Source organism: Bacillus thermozeamaize, assembly GCA_002159075.1.
In the GTDB taxonomy this organism is placed as follows: Bacteria; Bacillota; Bacilli; order ZCTH02-B2; family ZCTH02-B2; genus Bacillus_BB; species Bacillus_BB thermozeamaize.
The window spans coordinates 1-16,900 of sequence record LZRT01000095.1 but is presented as its reverse complement, the minus strand read 5'-3'; the positions used below and the strand labels follow the sequence as shown (position 1 = coordinate 16,900).

Genomic DNA, 16,900 nt, shown 5'->3' with positions numbered 1-16,900 from the left:
GATCTATGAACGAACTTGTGACTTTTAACTGGCTGTGCGGCATTGCTCCCGCTTTTCCAGTTCCTCCACGTACGAGAGGAGCAACTGGCGCATGCCTTCGCGCGTTTCCTGCTGGTTGACGGCGACCCGTATCTCGGCAGAACGCGGCAGGCCTTTGAGGTACCATGCCGCGTGCCTGCGCATTTCCTTGACACCAATTTTTTCGCCTTTCACCTTGATCAAGCGATCCAAATGGAGCAGGGCGATCTCGATCTTTTCACGCGGCGTCGGTTCGGGAGGCAGGGTCCCGGTCGTCAAATATTGGACGGTGCGGTACAGCATCCAGGGGTTGCCCAGCGCGGCGCGGCCGATCATCACGCCGTCGCAGCCGGTCATCTCCAGCATCCGTTTGGCATCTTGCGGTGTGAAAATGTCCCCGTTGCCGATCACAGGGATGTTGACGGCCTCCTTGACTTTGCGGATGATTTCCCAGTTGGCTTTGCCTTCATACATCTGCACGCGCGTGCGGCCATGCACGGCGACCGCGCTCCCGCCGGCCGCTTCCACAGCCTGTGCCACCTCTACAGCCACGATCCGCTTTTCGTCCCAGCCGATGCGCATTTTGACGGTCACCGGCTTGGAAACGTGACGGACGATGGTCCGGACCATCTCTTCCACCTTTTCCGGCTTCAGCAGCCAGCGGGCGCCGGCATCGCAGTTGACGATTTTTGGCACGGGACACCCCATGTTAATGTCAATGATGTCGGCATTGGTGTATTTATCCACGTAGCTTGCCGCTTGGACCAGCGTCTCGATGTCGGCGCCGAAAATCTGCAGGCTCAGCGGCCTTTCCCGCTCGTCGACGTACAGCATGTCCAAGGTTTTCTGGTTCCCGTAGACGATCCCCTTGTCGCTGACCATTTCGGCGCAGACCAGACCGGCGCCGAACTCTTTGGCGATCAAGCGGAAAGCCGGGTTGCAGACGCCCGCCATCGGGGCCAGGACGACGTTATTTTTCAGCTGCACGGAACCGATTTTGAGGCTCATTCCATCTCACCTCATTCTTGTTGTTATCATTTCCAATTGCTATGATAGGCTTGTTGCATCACCTGCATATGATTAATCATTACACCATTGTACCACAAATCAGGCGTGCCACAAATTAACCCGCCATGGGCTAAGGGGCGTGCCAAACGGAATCCATGACGATCCTGTGTTGGATGAGGTGGATGGGTTGTCAGTACTTAAACGAAACAAGCGATTGAATCCCAGTCAGGTGCTCCTGCTGGGGTTTGTGGCCATCATTTTGATCGGGACCTTCCTCTTGATGCTGCCGGCCGCGTCGGCGACAGGCAGTAGCGTGGGCTTCTTGGATGCGTTGTTTACGGCCACCTCTGCCACTTGTGTGACCGGTTTGACGGCAGTGGATATCGGTTCAACCTTTTCCCGTTTTGGACAGGTGGTGATTCTCACCTTGATCCAGATCGGCGGGCTGGGATTTATGACGTTTGCCGTCCTGATATTCCTGATATTGGGCCGCAAGATCTCCTTTCAGCAGCGCCTGTACATCCAGCAGTCGTTTAACCAGCAAGCAGTGGAAGGCGTTGTTCGGCTGGCCTTATATGTCGCTTTGATTGCTTTTTCCGTCGAGGCAGTGGGTGCGGCCGTCCTGTTTCTTCACTGGTATCCGGAAATGGGTTTGGAGGCGCTGTTCTTTGCGATCTTTCATGCGGTGTCCGCGTTCAACAATGCGGGCATGTCCCTTTGGTCCGACAGCCTGATGCAGTTTGTCGGCGACCCGGTGGTCAACCTGACCATCAGCATGTTGGTGATCCTGGGCGGTTTGGGATTTATCGTGATCGTAGACGTTTGGCAACACCGGCGTTGGAAAAAGTTGTCCCTTCACTCCAAACTTGTATTGCTGACTTCATCGGGACTGCTCGTGGCCGGGGTGTTGTTGATCTTTTTTATCGAATGGTTTAATCCTCAAACCAATGAAACCTTGACGCTGTCAGAACGCTTCTGGAGTGCTTATTTTCAATCGGTGACTGCACGTTCCGCCGGATTCAACACCCTTGACATCGGAGCGATGCTGCCCACCTCGCAGTTATTGATCATCCTGCTGATGTTTATCGGCGCCTCCCCAGGGTCGACAGGCGGAGGGATCAAGACGACGACTTTCGCTTTGCTGTATGTGACGGCCTACAGCGTGGTCCGGGGACGGCGGGAAGTGGCGGTGATGCAGCGCCGGATCAGCCAGGAACAGATCTTCCGTGCCTTGGCCATGGTAATGATCGGGATGACCATGGTGATCCTGGTGACGGTCGTGTTGTCCTTTACCGAACGGGAGCGGACGGACAATTTTTTGGAGGTGCTGTTTGAAGCCACTTCGGCATTCAGTACCTGCGGATTGTCGATGGGATTGACGCCCGAGTTGTCCCCTGTCGGCAAGGTGATCATCACCCTGACCATGGTGGCTGGACGGGTGGGGCCGCTCACCGTGGCCTATGCCCTGGCACAGATGCAGCGCAAGGAGTCCTACCGGTACCCGGAGGAAAAAGTGCTGATCGGTTAAGGAAGAAGTGGGTCAAAAAAGAAGAGACGCTGTTGTCAGCCTTGCGGACGAATGGTAAAATGGCACTTGTCAGAATATATTTAGATGATCGAAATTCTTTCAAGGCTGAACCGGATTGCTTTCTGCAGACCAAAGAGCCGGGATGGCATCCTGGCACAATGGCATCATGGCACAAAGGAAGGTGTCTCATGAAAACGGCGATCGACCTGTCCGTGCACGAAGATGTGACCTGTGTCCGGGTAAACCTTGCCACAGACAGGCGCAGTGCCTCCGTGTACGTGTTTTTGACCGACGGCATGCTGGTGGATACCGGCTGCGCAAGCGCCGAGCGGGACCTGGCCGCCTTTTTCAAGGAACATGCGCGAGCGTTCGATCAGGTTGTCTTGACTCACAGCCACGAGGATCACGTGGGGACAGCCGCCTGGATTGAACGGCACCTGAACGTGCCGCTTTCGATCCATCCGGCGGGGGTGGCATTTTGTGCCTCCTGGCCGGAGTATCCGAAATATCGCCAGGCGGTCTGGGGCATCAGGAAACCTTTCACAGCGCAGCCATTGGGAGAGCAGGCAGCATCCCGCAGCCGGCTCTGGAAAGTCATTTATACGCCTGGTCATGCTGAAGATCATGTGGTGTTGCTGGATGAGGAGAGAGGAAGGCTTTTTTCCGGCGATCTGTTCCTCTCGCCGAAAACCAGAGTGATCATGCGGCAAGAATCGGTACCGACCATCATGGATTCGCTCCGCAAGGTGTTGCAGCATGATTTTCAATCGATGTACTGTTGCCATGCGGGGTATTTGCCCGACGGCAAGCGAATGCTGGCCATGAAGCTGGAAGAACTGGAAAATCTCAGTGGCGAGATCCTGCACCTGTACGGACGGGGATTGACGATCGAGGAGATCAATGCGAAACTGTTCCCGGAATCCTTGGCGATTATCGAGGTGTCCGGTGGAGAGTTTGATTCGATCCACATTGTCCGCACGGTCGTCCGTGAAATGGCGGAGCAAGCCGGTCAGGGAGTCTGATGGCACATCTCGCAATAACAGGTGAAAGCCGGTCCCAACTTACAATCGAGGGTACCGGCTTTTTTCCGCGGCTTCCGGTTTGCTTTTCACCGCAACTTTTCATGTTCGGGCTCCAAATGAATCAGCACCCGCGCAGGTTTGATCTTTTGCTTTAACTCTGTTTCGATCCGGTCGCAGAGGGCGTGCGCCTTTTCGACGGGCAGATGGGACGGGACAACCAGATGGAAGTCAATATGTTTTTCCGGCCCCGCCCGGCGAGTGCGCAGATCATGGTACTCGATGAATTCTTCCTGATAGGATTCGATGATCTGGCGAATGGCGTTTTTTTCGTCCTCGCTGAGACTGGCGTCCAGCAGCGGGGAAAAGGATTGTTTGCCGAGCTGGTAGGCTTCCTTCATGATATAGATGGCGATGACAATGCCGATCAACGGGTCAATGGCTGTGATGTTGGTCAGGGCTACCAGCAACAGGCTTACGGCGACTCCCAGCGAGGAGAAGACATCGGTGAGGAGGTGCAGCGCATTGGAGCGCATGGCGACCGAGTCCATCTTTTCCCCGACCCGCTTGACCGCGATGCCGACGGCCAGGTTGATGGCGGCGCCGAGCAGCATGATGGCCACGCCTAGCATCGGCAGTTGAATCGGTTCAGGGTGAAGCAGTTTTTTTACCGATTCGTAAATGATCCAAAAGCCCGCCACGAAAATGAGCAGGGTTTCAATCGTTCCCGACACATTTTCTACCTTGCCGTGTCCGTATGGGTGTTCCCGGTCGGGCGGTTTGCTGGAGATTTTTACGGAAAAGTAGGCAATGATGGAGGCGACCAGGTCCAGGGAAGAATGAATCGCCTCGGATAAGATGGCCACAGAGCCGGTGAGAAATCCGACCACCAGCTTGAGCAGGGTGACGAAGGAATTGCTTAAGATGGACAAGCTGGCGACTTGTGTCGGACGCATCAGATGACCTCCCCGGGTGGTTTTCGGAAAACTTGTTTACGAAGCCATGCTTCTTGTTTTAGCGTACGTCAGCGGCCGTGTTTTAGTCTAGAGAAAAGAGATTGCCTGACGGGAAGAAAGTTTCACTCTACTAAACTTTAAAGATTTTATCATGAAGGAGATGATGTGCATGCGGATTGCCCTGATTTCTGATGTGCACGCCAATCCGGTGGCCCTGGAGGCAGTGATGGCGGATATCCGCGAGCGACAGGCAGATCAGGTGATCTGTCTGGGAGATTTGGTGGGAGCAGGTCCCGACCCCGCGGCCGTGGTGGATCGCATCAGAGAACTGAATATCCCGGTGGTCAGGGGGAATTGGGATGAAGCGGTGGTGAAAAACACCCCTTTCAAAGAAGATGATTATGTCCGCGAGCACCTGCGGTTTACGCGGGAGCGGCTCCAACCGGAACATCTCGACTACCTCGCGCAACTGCCCCTGAAGCGGGAGTGGGAATGGGACGGCGTGCGCCTTGAGGTGTTTCATGCCAATCCGGAAAATGTGATGGATGTGGTGCCTCCGGACGCTTCGCCAGCCGAGGTTGCCCGGCAGATGCGATCCGGCGCTGCGATTGTGGCCTATGGCCACATTCACCGGCCTTACGTGCGCTGGCTGGACGGAAAGGCGCTGATTTCCGTGGGTTATTGCAGCCTCCACCTGGACGGCGATCCGCGAGCGGCATACACGCTCCTGGAATTGGCGCGGGATGGGGCGATCAGCGTCACGCAACGGCGCATTCCATATGACCGGCAGCAGGTGGTCCGGATGGCCGAGAAGGCGGGATTGCCAGTCCTGGATGGATTCCGCCGGCTGATGATGGTGTAGGGGATGCCGCAGGGAGATTCACAGAAATGTCAAACCTTGAAAGATGTCCTTGTTCTTGAAAATAAGGTAAGATGAAAGCGAAAAGATGGCCGAAACTTAACAAACGAGGAAGTTTGTTTAACGATTGGGGTATGATACAGCTTGATGATGGCAACTGCTGTTGGAAGGGGGATTTGTGTGGGGATAAAAATAAAATTGACCCTGGCAATTGGCATCATTTTGGCGGTGATGATCTCTCTGGTGGCGGTGGGCATGTCGCAGGCCAACACGTTTTACTGGACGGTTGACGAAATCGTTCAGCAAAAGGAGCAGGCTGTCGGGAAAGCGGTCAAGCTGAGCGGCCTGATCGTGGGCGATTCCATCGAGTGGAACCAGGAAAAGATGGAATTGAGCTTCCAATTGCGTTCTGAGGCCGGTAGCCTGTTGCCGGTCCGGTATCAGGGGATGAAGCCGGATACGATGCATGATGGCTGGGAAGCGATTGTCGAGGGGCGCTTGAATTCCCAGGGAGTGTTCGAGGCCGAGCAGCTGTATGTCAAATGTCCGTCCAAGTATGAGGCGCTGGAGGAAGCGGGCGTGGCCAATCCCCACGAGGAACAAGGGTTGCCCATGGGGGAACGGTAGTGGAATGAAAGGAAGTTGATGATGGGCGAAATCGGGCGTTGGGCCATTCTGTTCTTGCTATTTGTCGTACCCTATACTTTCCTGATGAGTGCGCTGGGCGGATGGTTGAAGAACCGGCGATTGGCTGCCGCTGGACGGGCCGGGATGGTGGCAGCCGTTTTCCTCGCGACCGTGGCATCCGTCTCGTTGCTGTATTTGCTGGTTACAGACGATTTTCGTTATCAGTATGTGGTCAACTACAGCAGCTCCAATTTGCCGCTGATTTACAAGATCGCGGCATTTTGGGGCGGCAGCGCCGGTTCCCTGTTGTTCTGGTCCTGGCTGCTTTCCATCTACAGCGTGCTGGCCAGTTTCCTCAAACACCGGCAGCGGGAAGTGATGCAGCCTGTCGTCACCGCTGTGCTCAGTGCCATTTTGTTTTTCTTCGTTTTGGTCATGAATACCATTGCCCATCCCTTTGAATTGGCCAGGGTGCAGGTGTCGGAAGGCAACAGCCTCAACCCGTTGCTGCAAAATCCGTCGATGATGGTGCACCCGGTCAATCTGTATCTCGGATATATCGGCTTTGCTGTTCCTTATGCCTATGGCATCGCCGCCCTGTTGACCAACCAGACCGGCGCCACCTGGCTGAAAGTGACCCGTCGCTGGACGCTGGTCTCTTGGCTGTTCCTGGGTGTCGGGATTCTCTACGGCTCGCAGTGGGCCTACGAAGAGCTGGGATGGGGTGGCTTTTGGGCTTGGGACCCGGTGGAAAACGCGGCGCTGTTGCCCTGGCTGACATCGACAGCCTTTTTGCATTCCGCGATCGTCCAGGAGAAAAAGGGGATGCTGAAAGGCTGGAACATGATTCTGATCATGGTGACGTTTGTGCTCACCATTTTTGGCACCTTTCTGACACGCAGCGGGTTGTTGTTTTCTGTCCATGCGTTCGCCAACGGGCCGATGGGCACCTATTTTCTCACGTTTGTCGGACTGATTGTGATCTTTTCACTGGCGGTCCTGGTTTGGAAATGGCCCCTTTTGAAGGGGGAAAACCAGATGGAAGCCGTCGCTTCAAAAGAGAGCAGCTTCATGATCAACAACCTCCTGCTTTTGGGATCTGCCTTTACCGTTTTTTGGGGGACCATGTACCCGATTATCTCCGAGCTCGTTACCGGCGAGAAGATGACGGTGGGCGCACCGTTTTTCAACCGGGTCAATGTCCCGATCTTTATCGGTGTCATCGTGTTGATGGGCGTCGCCCCCCTGTTGGCCTGGCGCCGTTCCTCCTTCCGGCTGTTGCGCAAGAACCTGATACTGCCGGCGGCACTGGCAGTTGCCTTTCTCCTGATTGCATACATACTGGGTCTCAGAGGCTGGTTGTCTCTCTTTTCATTTGCAAGCGGCCTGTTTGTCGCCGTGATTATCGTGCTGGAATTCGTCAAAGCCGTGCAGGCACGCCAGAAGATGACCGGAGAACCGCTCCTTCTCTCCTTCTTCCGGCTCTTTCAGCGGAACCGGCGTCGCTACGGGGGGTATCTGGTCCATCTGGCCATCCTCTTGATCGTTTTTGGCTACACGGGCGCCAGCGCTTACGAAGTCAATGTCCAACGGATGCTGCATCCCGGTGAACAGATGCAAGTGGGAGCCTATACGCTGACCTACGAAGGACTGGAGGAGACGGGTGATGCCTTCCGGACGGAGATCTTTGCCAATGTGATCGTGGAGAAGGAGGGCCAGCGGCTGGTCGTGATGCGGCCGGAAAAGGTGTTTTACACGCTGGGGGGGCAGCCTTCCACAGAGGTGGCGATTTACCACACCTGGCTGGGTGATCTGTATCTGGTGCTGGGCGGTTGGGATGAAAAAACCGATGCCGCCGTTTTCCAGGCCATGATCTTTCCTCTGATCAATTGGGTTTGGGTCGGGACGTATGTGATGATTGCCGGTACGCTCATTGCCCTCTGGCCTGAGCGTCCCCGTCTTGAGGAGAGCAGAGACCCGGGCTTGCCGAAGACGTTACAGGGGGCGGCCGCGCGCGGCCGGTAATTGGATGAATGGTGGAACAGGAGCTGGTGCCATGACATTCTGGATTGTGCTGATGGCTGCAATCACGCTTTTCATCATGATTTTTCCGTTCCTTCGCGACAGCAGGCGCCAGGAGGAGCTGCTGGATGATCAGGAGGAGCGGGACCGCCTGTTTTCGCAGCTGGCTGATTTGGAATACGATTTTTATATGGACAAAATCACCCGGCAGGATTACGAAGAGATGCGTCAGGAAATCATTCGGCAACTGTCTCGGCTGCACGCCAAAGATAAACTCAGGGAAGAGCAACTTCGCCTTCAGTTGCGCGCCGAGGTGCAGGCTAGGCTGGAAAAGGGGATGAGCCATGGCTAGAGGGCTCAGATACGAAGCCGAGACGGAAACCCGGATCAGCCGGCGGCGCCTGCGGCGGATGGGGATGCTCCTGTGGGTTGTACTCTGGGTTTGGACGCTGATGAGCGGTACCGCTCTGGCTGCTGCGGCGCCCACTGGCGTCCGGATCCTCAACCAGGAAGTGGTTGTCCTGCCCGTGGAAAATCAGCGTCTGCAGTTTGTCGTCCTGACCACGCTTGAAAACAGGGGGAAGGCGGCGGAACAGGAAATCTACCTGGCTCTTCCCGAAGGAGCAGAGAAGTTCACGCCGATTGAAGGCTGGGGCGGGCATGAGATGCGCGATGGAGGTGTGGTGGAGCGCGCCGGCATCGGGCCGGGGGAGAAGCGGGTACTGGCTTATTCCTACTTGGTTCCCTACGAAGGGAACCGGCCCGTCGTAAACTACCCGGTCTCCTACCTGAGCGAGTCGGTGCAAATTCTGGTTCCCCCCGAGCGGCTGGCTGTGGAGGCGAAAGATTTTCTCACCCAGTCGGAGGTGCTGCAGTTCAACGGCCGGAATTTGCGCCGCTTCACGCGACTGAACCTGCATCCCGGTGAACAGTGGCCATTGCACTTTACGTTGCTGGATGGAAAGGCTCTTCCGCAGCAAGTGGACAAATCGGTCCATCCCAGCGGCCTGCCCGTGGTGTATCATGATTACCAGAAAGGGGTCAACCAGGCCATCTTCAACATTCTCTTTGTCGTGGTCGTATTGCTTCTGGGCTTTATCGGCGTGCGGACCTCCATGTGGCGGGCCCAGGTCATGAGCCGGCGCAACGCGGCGGAAACGCTTCGCCAGCAGCGGGAAACCCTGCTCAACCGGCTGGTGGAGGTGGAGCGGGCACATCGCAGACAAGAGATTTCGGACGAAGAATACCAGCGCAGGCGACAGCAACTGGAAGAGGCATTGCTGCCGATTTACCACCTTGAACAGGACGGGCAGCAACCGTTGCGTCAGGCCAGGGATTAGGAGAGAACAGGATGAGTGTGTTGGTGCATCTGGAAGGAGCCACAGTCAAGCGGGGGGTACAGCGGATCATCCGGGAGCTGGATTTGATGGTGCATGAGGGCCAGCACCTGGCGCTCATCGGCCCCAATGGGGCCGGCAAGACGACATTGCTCCGCCTGATGGCGCAGCTGTTGCGTCCGGACGCAGGGAAAGTGACGTTGTTTCCCGATGAACCCAAGATGCAAAAACGCGGCCGTTTGCGCAGCGCCGTCGGCGTGTTGATGGAAGGAAGCTATCTGTATGAGGGGCTTACCGTGGAGGAAAACCTCCAGTTTTACGGCGTCCTTTTCGATGTCCCTGATCTGAAGCGGCGGATCGAGGAAGGCCTCACGCGAATGGAGTTGACGTCGGTCCGCCACAAGCGGGTGGATACGCTTTCCAAGGGCATGCGCAAGCGTCTGGCCATCGTTCGCGCCACTTTGCACCAGCCCCGCCTGTTGCTTTTGGACGAGCCTTTTGATGGCTTGGATGAGCGTTCGATCGGCGAGCTTCAGCTGTGGCTTGAAGAATTGGCGTCAAAGCGGTGCACGCTCGTTCTCATCAGCCATGACTTGTCATTGATTCAGCCGTTGTGCCAGCGGGTCTGTCTGATGGATCAGGGACGGATAGTCCAGAGCTGGCGGCGGGACGAAGTGCCTCCGTCACTCTGGGAGCAAGGGTACGGGCACTGGCTTGGGAGGGTGTGACGGTTGGGATTTTTTTTGCGCAGCAGCCTGGCCATCGTGAAGAAAGATTTGCGCATCCAGTTTCGCCAGAAGAGCCTGCTGCTGTCGATGATCGTTTTTGCGCTGTTGATACAGGTTCTGCTCCATTTTTCTTTTCAGGCCAATCAGGCGGCCCTGCACCATGTGGCTGCAGGTTTGCTCTGGCTTCCGATCTTTCTTTCGGCTTTGCTTGGCATCGGCCGGTTGATGGCGATCGAAGAGGCGGAGTGGAATTGGGAAGGGATGTGGACAGCCCCTGTCGATCCCGGTTCCATCTTTTTTGGGAAAATGTTGGGTAGCCTTTTATTGGTATTTTTGGTGGAATGGGTGTCGGTGCCCCTGTTTTTCATTCTCTTTAACCCGCCTGCACCCCAGTCATTGCCACTGCTCATCGGCTGCCTGCTGATGGGAACCTGGGGCTATGTGTCGTTGGCCTGTCTTTTTTCCGTCATGGCACAAGCCAGCCGCCTGGGTGACTTGCTGCTGCCCATCCTGCTGTTTCCCGTTTCTGTGCCGCTCGTTCTGGCAGTGGTGCGGCTCACACAAATCGCGCTGTTTCCGACCATGCCCGGTCAGGAATGGGTCTGGCTGGCGGTGTTGGGAGCGTACGACATCCTTTTTACACTCCTACCGATTCTGTTGTTTGAATATTTGCTGGAGGTGTGAGATGAACAACCGTTTATTGCTCTGGCAGCGCGTCCTCGGCTGGCTGGCTTTGCTCATGGTGGCGGCGGATGTGTATTTCGTCTTCTTTTATGCGCCGACGGAAAAGTATATGGGCGATGTTCAGCGCCTGATGTACTATCATGTTGCAACCGCCTGGAACGCATACCTGGCTTTTGGCCTGGTGCTGATTTTCAGCATCCTGTACCTCTGGCGGCGCGAGGAACGCTTTGACCATTGGGCGGCGAGCGCAGCCGAGGTGGGCGTTCTCTTTACCACCCTGGTGCTGATCACGGGACCGCTCTGGGCGCGGCCGGTCTGGAACGCCTGGTGGAAGTGGGATGATCCGCGCCTGACAGCGACGCTCATCCTTTGGCTCGTCTATATCGCTTATTTGATTTTGCGGGCATCGATTGAAGGGCAGCGGGGGAGAAGGATTGCGGCGGTGTTCGGCATCATTGGCTTTGTGGATGTGCCCATCGTCCATTTTTCCGTCCAATGGTGGTCTTCTTTTCATCCCCAGGTGATCAGCAGCCAGGGGGTCAACATGACCGGCGAGATGGTGGTGACGCTTGTCTTTACCTCCCTTGCTTTCATGGTTTTATTCTTTTTCCTGCTGCTGGCCCGGGTCAATCTGGAAAAGTCGGCTACGGCCGCCGCCCGCTTGGAGGAGCGCCTTTATTCGGCAGACTGATTGCGGACCAAACGGCCGAACTTTTTGCAGCCAACCGATGTCGAAAGGTGGAGGAGGGATAGCAATGACCTATTTGGCCATTGGCACCCTGGTGGTTTGGGTGGCCATCTTTTTATACACGTTGTCCTTGGCGTCGCGGCAGCGAAAACTGCAGCAACGGTTGGAAGAGCTGAGCAATGCTTTGGATGACAAGCGTTGACGAGGAGGCTTTTGGATGAAAGGCCGATTGTTCGCCGTGATGGCAATTGTCCTGGTTTTGGGTGTGGGCCTGGCCGTGGCTGTGGCGGCATTTGGCAAGGCTGTCACGCCGGTGAAAGTGGGGGAAGAGGCTGCCGACTTCACGTTGCCGGATCTGTCCGGTACGCCGCACAGCCTCAGCCAGTTTCGGGGGCAGCCGGTGCTCGTCAACTTTTTTGCCAGTTGGTGTGAGCCGTGCAAGGAGGAGGCGTCTCACCTGAGAACATTTGCGGAATTATACGGAGACAAGGTCAAACTCCTCCTCGTCAACCGCGCCGAACCGGCCGTGCTGGTGGAGGAGTTTGTACGGGAAAATCAGTTGAAGTCACTGGTGTTGCTGGATCAAAATAACCAGGTCAGCAAGCGCTACGGGATTATCGCTCAACCGGAGACGCTGGTCATTGATGAGAACGGAATTTTGAAGTATCACCAGAAGGGTCCGCTGACGGTGGAAGGGATGGTTCAGCTGGTGGAAGAGTTGACCGGCACGACGCTGCAAGAGCCGTGAGATTCCGGTTCAGTGATGGTGAATCATACCGCCCAACGAAAACAGCGATGTGGTGAGGAAGTAGACCAAAATGCCCATCACCACCGTGATTGTGCTGAGCGTTTTGTTCTCGTGGTGGATTTCGGGAAGCACATCCCCGACCGCCACGTAGAGAAAGGCGCCGGCTGAAAAGGCCAGGGCCATCGCCGCAATTTGTTCCTGATTCCACTGCACGTCCATGGACAGAAGCGCGGCCATTGCCAATGCGCCGAGCAAGGTGGAAGCTCCCAGCGCCAAGCTGGCCCACAAGGCCCTGTTCCGCTTCCGCGTGCTGGCCAGGACCATGGAGGCGACCGTCAATCCATCCGGGATTTTGTGAAGGATCACCGCGAAAAAGACCAGCACGCCGATCTCCACATCGACGTCAAAAGCCGCGACGATGGAAGCTCCGTCAAAGAAGGTATGGATCAACATGCCGACAAACAGGCCGGCCCCGGCACGCGGGGCTGGATGGGCGTGATGAAGCGATGCCTCTCCATGGTGATGTCCGGAAGAGAATAACCCCAGAAAATAGACGCTGAGCAACCCCAGCAAAATCAGAAAAGCATTTGACTCATCCATCTCCAACGACTCTGGAATCAAGTCCAGGATGGCGATGGCAAGCAAAAAGCCGGCGCTGAATCCCAGCATGCCTCCCATTGCCCGGTGCGACCAAGCTTTACGGGCGACAACTAACAGGCCACCCATCACGTTGGCCAGGGCGCTCAAGAGTACCAGTAAGGGTGTCATGTCCAATCCCCTTTCCGAATTTAAAACGGAATCATTCCGATTTTAATAGGATTGTATCATATTTTCTTTGGTTTGCAACATGATATGGAGATGTATTTCCGTTCATGATCATCTGCCGTATTCGGAGATTCATGATACAATCGTTTTGAAACATATCGGTACGAGATTCCGTGCGATGTATAGAGTTGATGCGTCGCCGTTACAAAGGGGTGCCGCAAAGAAGGGATGGAGATGGAACAGCTGAAGGAAAAACTGGCTCTCTTGCCAGACAAGCCAGGCTGTTATCTGATGAAAGACGGCGCGGGCAATGTGATCTACGTGGGAAAGGCCAAGGTGCTGAAAAACCGGGTTCGTTCCTACTTCACCGGCAGCCATGACAACAAGACGCAAAGTTTGGTGCGGGAGATCCGGGATTTTGAATATATTGTCACCAGCTCGCCCCAGGAGGCGTTGGTGCTGGAGTACAATCTGATCCAGCAATACAAGCCCCGTTACAATGTCATGTACAAGGATGACAAATCCTATCCGTACATCCTGGTGACAAAGGAACCTTACCCGCGGCTCGAAGTGACGCGGAAGGTAAAAAAAGATCGGGGAAAATATTTCGGCCCCTATCCCAATGCCGGGGCGGCACAGGAAACGAAGCGCCTCCTGGACAAATTGTACCCCTTGCGCAAGTGCCGCACGCTGCCGGACCGTGCCTGCCTGTACTATCATCTTGGCCAGTGCCTGGCGCCTTGTGTGGAAGAGGTGGATCCGGCCGTCTTTGAGCAGATGGTGGAGGAGATCACCCGGTTCCTGCAGGGGGGGTACAAGGAGATTCAGGAACGGCTGCGGCGGGAGATGGAGGAGGCGGCTGAAAACCTGGATTTTGAGCGGGCCAAAGAGCTGCGCGATCAGATCCAGAGCATCACCGCCATCATGCAACCCCAGCACGTCTCGCTGACGGACGGCATGGACCGGGATGTGCTGGCCTATGCCGCCGATCGCGGCTGGATGTGCGTGCAGGTGTTCTTCATGCGCCAGGGACGGCTAATTGAACGGGAAGTGTCCACTTTCCCCCATTATGGAGAGCCGGAGGAGGATTTCCTCTCTTTTGTCACCCAGTTTTACCATCAGCGGCAGGAAGTGTTGCCGAGGGAGATCCTGCTTCCCGCATCGGTGGAAGAGGGAGCCGAGACGATGCAAGAGTGGCTGGGCGTCAAAATCACCTTTCCCAAACGGGGAAGCAAGCGCCAGCTGGTCCGGATGGCGGAGGAAAACGCCCGCCTTGCCCTTGAGGAAAAGTTTCGCCTCGAGGAGCGGGACGAATCCCGCACGCGCGGGGCGCTTGAGACGCTGGCCGAGGCGATGGGGATTGGCATTCCGCACCGCATCGAGGCCTTTGACAACTCCAACATCCAGGGCGCCGATCCGGTTTCGGCGATGGTGGTCTTTACCGACGGCAAGCCGGACAAGAAGGAGTACCGCAAGTACAAGATCAAGACGGTGCAGGGACCGGATGATTATGAGACGATGCGCGAGGTGATTCGCCGCCGGTATATCCGGGTGCTGAAGGAAGGCTTGCCGCTGCCTGATCTGATCGTGGTGGACGGCGGCAAGGGGCAGATCGCGGCGGCGGTGGATGTGTTGGAAAACGAACTGGGCCTCTTCATTCCGGTCTGCGGGCTGGCCAAGGATGAGCACCACCGAACCGAGCGTCTCTGGATGGGCGACCCTCCCGAGGAGATCCCGCTGGACCGGCACAGCCAGGCCTTTTATCTCCTGCAGCGGATCCAGGATGAAGTGCACCGCTTCGCGATCACGTTCCACCGCCAGCGCCGCGGCAAGACCATGTTAAAGTCGCAGTTGGACGAGATTCCCGGGGTCGGCGAGAAGCGCAAGCGTCTCCTCTGGAAGCACTTCGGCTCGCTGGAGCGCATGAGGGAGGCCAGCGTGGAGGAGTACCGGCAGATCGGCATCGGCGACAAGCTGGCGCGGGAGATCCTGCGTCATTTGAGGAGCGGCGGAGGCAAGCGGGATGAGGTGCGGTAAATATATATAAGAGTGACAATTTATGATTCGGGCTTTTTTGATTGCCGTGTTCATTTGTTACCTTATTATCTGGTGGCTTGGTTTGCCTGTGGCCGGTTGCTTCAGCATAACGATCCGTCGCAGCCCCATACGTAGAAAAGCGTTGGCGTATCAGGGCTTGCCTCTTGCCAGCCACAAAACCTTATGCTACACTAAGGCCAGCAAACTCGGTGGATTCGTAGAGAACCTGTCTGAAAAACCTGCATACGAAGTGCCTCGCTTGAGGGCGCGAAACAAAGGCGCGGCATCCATCAGTACCGTCCTGGACGGACAGGAATCCGGCGGAAGGGACGGGAAAGGGGATGTTGCCGAAGGCGGATCGGTTCCTGGCGGTCCGGCCTGGGGCTGCATTGAAGAAGTGCAGCACTGCCGCAAGTTCTTCCCCACGGGATTTGCGGAGCGTTGTTTCGTGCGGGGGGAGGTGGAGGTTCTACGCACAGTAGGGCTCACCCTGCTGTTTTTATTTTGTTTTAAGATGGGAGGCGGGAAGGTGCTGATCGTTCAGAAGTATGGGGGAACATCCGTCGGAAGTGTGGAGCGGATCAAGGCGGTGGCTCAGCGGGTTGCCGATACGGTGGCCGAAGGCCATCGCTGCGTGGTGGTCGTCTCGGCGATGGGGGACACCACCGACCAACTGGTGGAGATGGCCCGGCAAATCACTGCGCGTCCCTCCGGGCGGGAGATGGATATGCTGCTGACCACCGGCGAGCAGGTGTCGATTGCCTTGCTCAGCATGGCCTTGCAGGAATTGGGACAGCGGACCACTTCATATACCGGCTGGCAGGCCGGCATTCGCACAGAAGCGGTGCACGGCAAGGCGCGAATTGAAGAGATCAACACGGAAAAAATCATGAAGGCGCTGGATGATGGGCAAATTGTGATTGTGGCCGGTTTCCAGGGGGTGACCGAAGCGGGAGAGATCACCACGCTTGGCCGGGGCGGCTCCGACACGACGGCAGTAGCGCTGGCGGCTGCTTTGCAAGCCGATCTGTGCGAAATATACACCGATGTTACCGGAGTGTTTACCACGGATCCGCGCGTGGTGCCGGGGGCACGGAAGCTGCCATCCGTTTCATACGACGAAATGTTGGAATTGGCCATCCTGGGTGCCGGTGTGCTTCATCCGCGGGCCGTAGAGTGTGCCAAGTTGTACAACGTGAAGCTGGTGGTGCGATCCAGCTTTACGGATGAAGAAGGAACAATGATTCAGGGGGTGTCGGATATGGAAAAGGCGCTGGTGGTGACAGGGATCGCCTTTGACGATGAAGTGGTGAAGGTCCAGGTAGACGGGTTGCCGAACCGGGTGGATGCGATGGCCCAGCTGTTTACCTTGCTGGCACAGGAGCGAATCAATGTGGATGTGATCGTCCAAAGCCAGCGCGGGGAAGACGAGATCAACCTCGCGTTTTCCATCACGGAAGAAGATCGCCTCAATGCCGAGGAAGTGCTGAAAGCCAACCAGGAGCAGCTGGGATTTAGCAAAGCAAGTTTCGAGTCGGGGTTGGCCAAGGTGTCCATCGTGGGCGCGGGGATGATGACCAACCCGGGAGTGGCGGCCATGTGTTTCCGTTATTTGTCGGAAGCCGGCATTCCGATCAAAATGGTCACCACGTCAGAGATAAAGGTCTCCTGCGTCATCCCGCGGGAATGGATGGAAACGGCGGTCAAACGCCTGCACGAAGCGTTCGGCCTGGAATCTGGTTCCTGCGCTTCCGTGTCAACCCATATAAAAATCTTACCGAAGACGGAATAGATCACTCATTTGAAAATCTAACCCAACATTCACCTCAAAGAGGTATACTTGGGTGGCTTGCCCTTACTGACCATGACCTTCCTC

At 56.3% G+C, this 16,900-nt stretch carries 16 protein-coding genes; 13 read left to right on the top strand and 3 right to left on the bottom strand.

What is annotated here, in order from left to right; translation table 11 throughout:
- Positions 1 to 24 precede the first annotated feature (24 nt).
- Entirely contained in the window at positions 25 to 1,026 is a 1,002-nt protein-coding gene (locus BAA01_15055; GenBank protein ID OUM85908.1) for a tRNA dihydrouridine synthase DusB, read from the bottom strand.
- 178 nt (positions 1,027 to 1,204) lie between these two features.
- Here BAA01_15055 and BAA01_15050 point away from each other — a divergent pair, with 178 nt between their 5' ends.
- Complete coding sequence (locus tag BAA01_15050) at positions 1,205 to 2,554, top strand: Ktr system potassium transporter B (protein ID OUM85958.1); 1,350 nt, start codon at positions 1,205 to 1,207, stop codon at positions 2,552 to 2,554.
- Between the two features lie 188 nt (positions 2,555 to 2,742).
- Positions 2,743 to 3,576 carry an MBL fold metallo-hydrolase gene (locus BAA01_15045; GenBank protein ID OUM85907.1) on the top strand — a complete coding sequence of 278 codons (834 nt, stop codon included), beginning with the start codon at positions 2,743 to 2,745 and terminating at the stop codon, positions 3,574 to 3,576.
- An 86-nt stretch (positions 3,577 to 3,662) separates the two neighbouring features.
- Here the strand turns inward: BAA01_15045 and BAA01_15040 are convergent, their stop codons facing one another.
- Complete coding sequence (locus BAA01_15040) at positions 3,663 to 4,529, bottom strand: cation transporter (GenBank protein ID OUM85906.1); 867 nt, start codon at positions 4,527 to 4,529, stop codon at positions 3,663 to 3,665.
- A gap of 169 nt (positions 4,530 to 4,698) precedes the next feature.
- Here BAA01_15040 and BAA01_15035 point away from each other — a divergent pair, with 169 nt between their 5' ends.
- The 9 genes from BAA01_15035 to BAA01_14995 all read left to right on the top strand — a co-directional run bounded on the left by BAA01_15035 (position 4,699) and on the right by BAA01_14995 (position 12,222).
- Positions 4,699 to 5,391 (top strand): hypothetical protein, encoded by a 693-nt coding sequence (locus BAA01_15035; protein ID OUM85905.1) that lies wholly within the window; start codon positions 4,699 to 4,701, stop codon positions 5,389 to 5,391.
- 177 nt (positions 5,392 to 5,568) lie between these two features.
- Complete coding sequence (locus BAA01_15030; protein OUM85904.1) at positions 5,569 to 6,015, top strand: hypothetical protein; 447 nt, start codon at positions 5,569 to 5,571, stop codon at positions 6,013 to 6,015.
- 21 nt (positions 6,016 to 6,036) lie between these two features.
- Complete coding sequence (locus tag BAA01_15025; protein ID OUM85903.1) at positions 6,037 to 8,040, top strand: hypothetical protein; 2,004 nt, start codon at positions 6,037 to 6,039, stop codon at positions 8,038 to 8,040.
- A gap of 31 nt (positions 8,041 to 8,071) precedes the next feature.
- Positions 8,072 to 8,389: a c-type cytochrome biogenesis protein CcmI gene (locus BAA01_15020; protein OUM85902.1), complete on the top strand. Its 318-nt coding sequence runs from the start codon at positions 8,072 to 8,074 to the stop codon at positions 8,387 to 8,389.
- Positions 8,382 to 9,377, top strand: a complete 996-nt coding sequence (locus BAA01_15015) for a hypothetical protein (protein ID OUM85901.1) — start codon at positions 8,382 to 8,384, stop codon at positions 9,375 to 9,377. Before BAA01_15020 ends, BAA01_15015 begins: the two co-directional genes overlap by 8 nt.
- Positions 9,378 to 9,388: 11 nt before the next feature.
- A complete protein-coding gene (locus BAA01_15010; protein OUM85900.1) occupies positions 9,389 to 10,102 on the top strand; it encodes a hypothetical protein in 714 nt (237 codons plus the stop codon).
- A 3-nt stretch (positions 10,103 to 10,105) separates the two neighbouring features.
- Positions 10,106 to 10,786 carry a hypothetical protein gene (locus BAA01_15005; GenBank protein ID OUM85899.1) on the top strand — a complete coding sequence of 227 codons (681 nt, stop codon included), beginning with the start codon at positions 10,106 to 10,108 and terminating at the stop codon, positions 10,784 to 10,786.
- A gap of 1 nt (position 10,787) precedes the next feature.
- On the top strand, positions 10,788 to 11,477 hold the full coding sequence (locus BAA01_15000; protein OUM85898.1) for a cytochrome C assembly protein: 690 nt from the start codon (positions 10,788 to 10,790) through the stop codon (positions 11,475 to 11,477).
- Positions 11,478 to 11,691: 214 nt separating this feature from the next.
- Entirely contained in the window at positions 11,692 to 12,222 is a 531-nt protein-coding gene (locus BAA01_14995; GenBank protein ID OUM85897.1) for a hypothetical protein, read from the top strand.
- Positions 12,223 to 12,231: 9 nt separating this feature from the next.
- On the opposite strand, the gene BAA01_14990 is transcribed toward BAA01_14995, so the two are convergent.
- Positions 12,232 to 12,990 (bottom strand): hypothetical protein, encoded by a 759-nt coding sequence (locus tag BAA01_14990; protein OUM85896.1) that lies wholly within the window; start codon positions 12,988 to 12,990, stop codon positions 12,232 to 12,234.
- A gap of 231 nt (positions 12,991 to 13,221) precedes the next feature.
- Between BAA01_14990 and BAA01_14985 the strand changes: the two genes are divergently transcribed.
- Both BAA01_14985 and BAA01_14980 read left to right on the top strand, forming a co-directional pair.
- On the top strand, positions 13,222 to 15,024 hold the full coding sequence (locus BAA01_14985; GenBank protein OUM85957.1) for an excinuclease ABC subunit C: 1,803 nt from the start codon (positions 13,222 to 13,224) through the stop codon (positions 15,022 to 15,024).
- 514 nt (positions 15,025 to 15,538) lie between these two features.
- Positions 15,539 to 16,816 (top strand): aspartate kinase, encoded by a 1,278-nt coding sequence (locus BAA01_14980; protein OUM85956.1) that lies wholly within the window; start codon positions 15,539 to 15,541, stop codon positions 16,814 to 16,816.
- Positions 16,817 to 16,900: the final 84 nt, after the last annotated feature.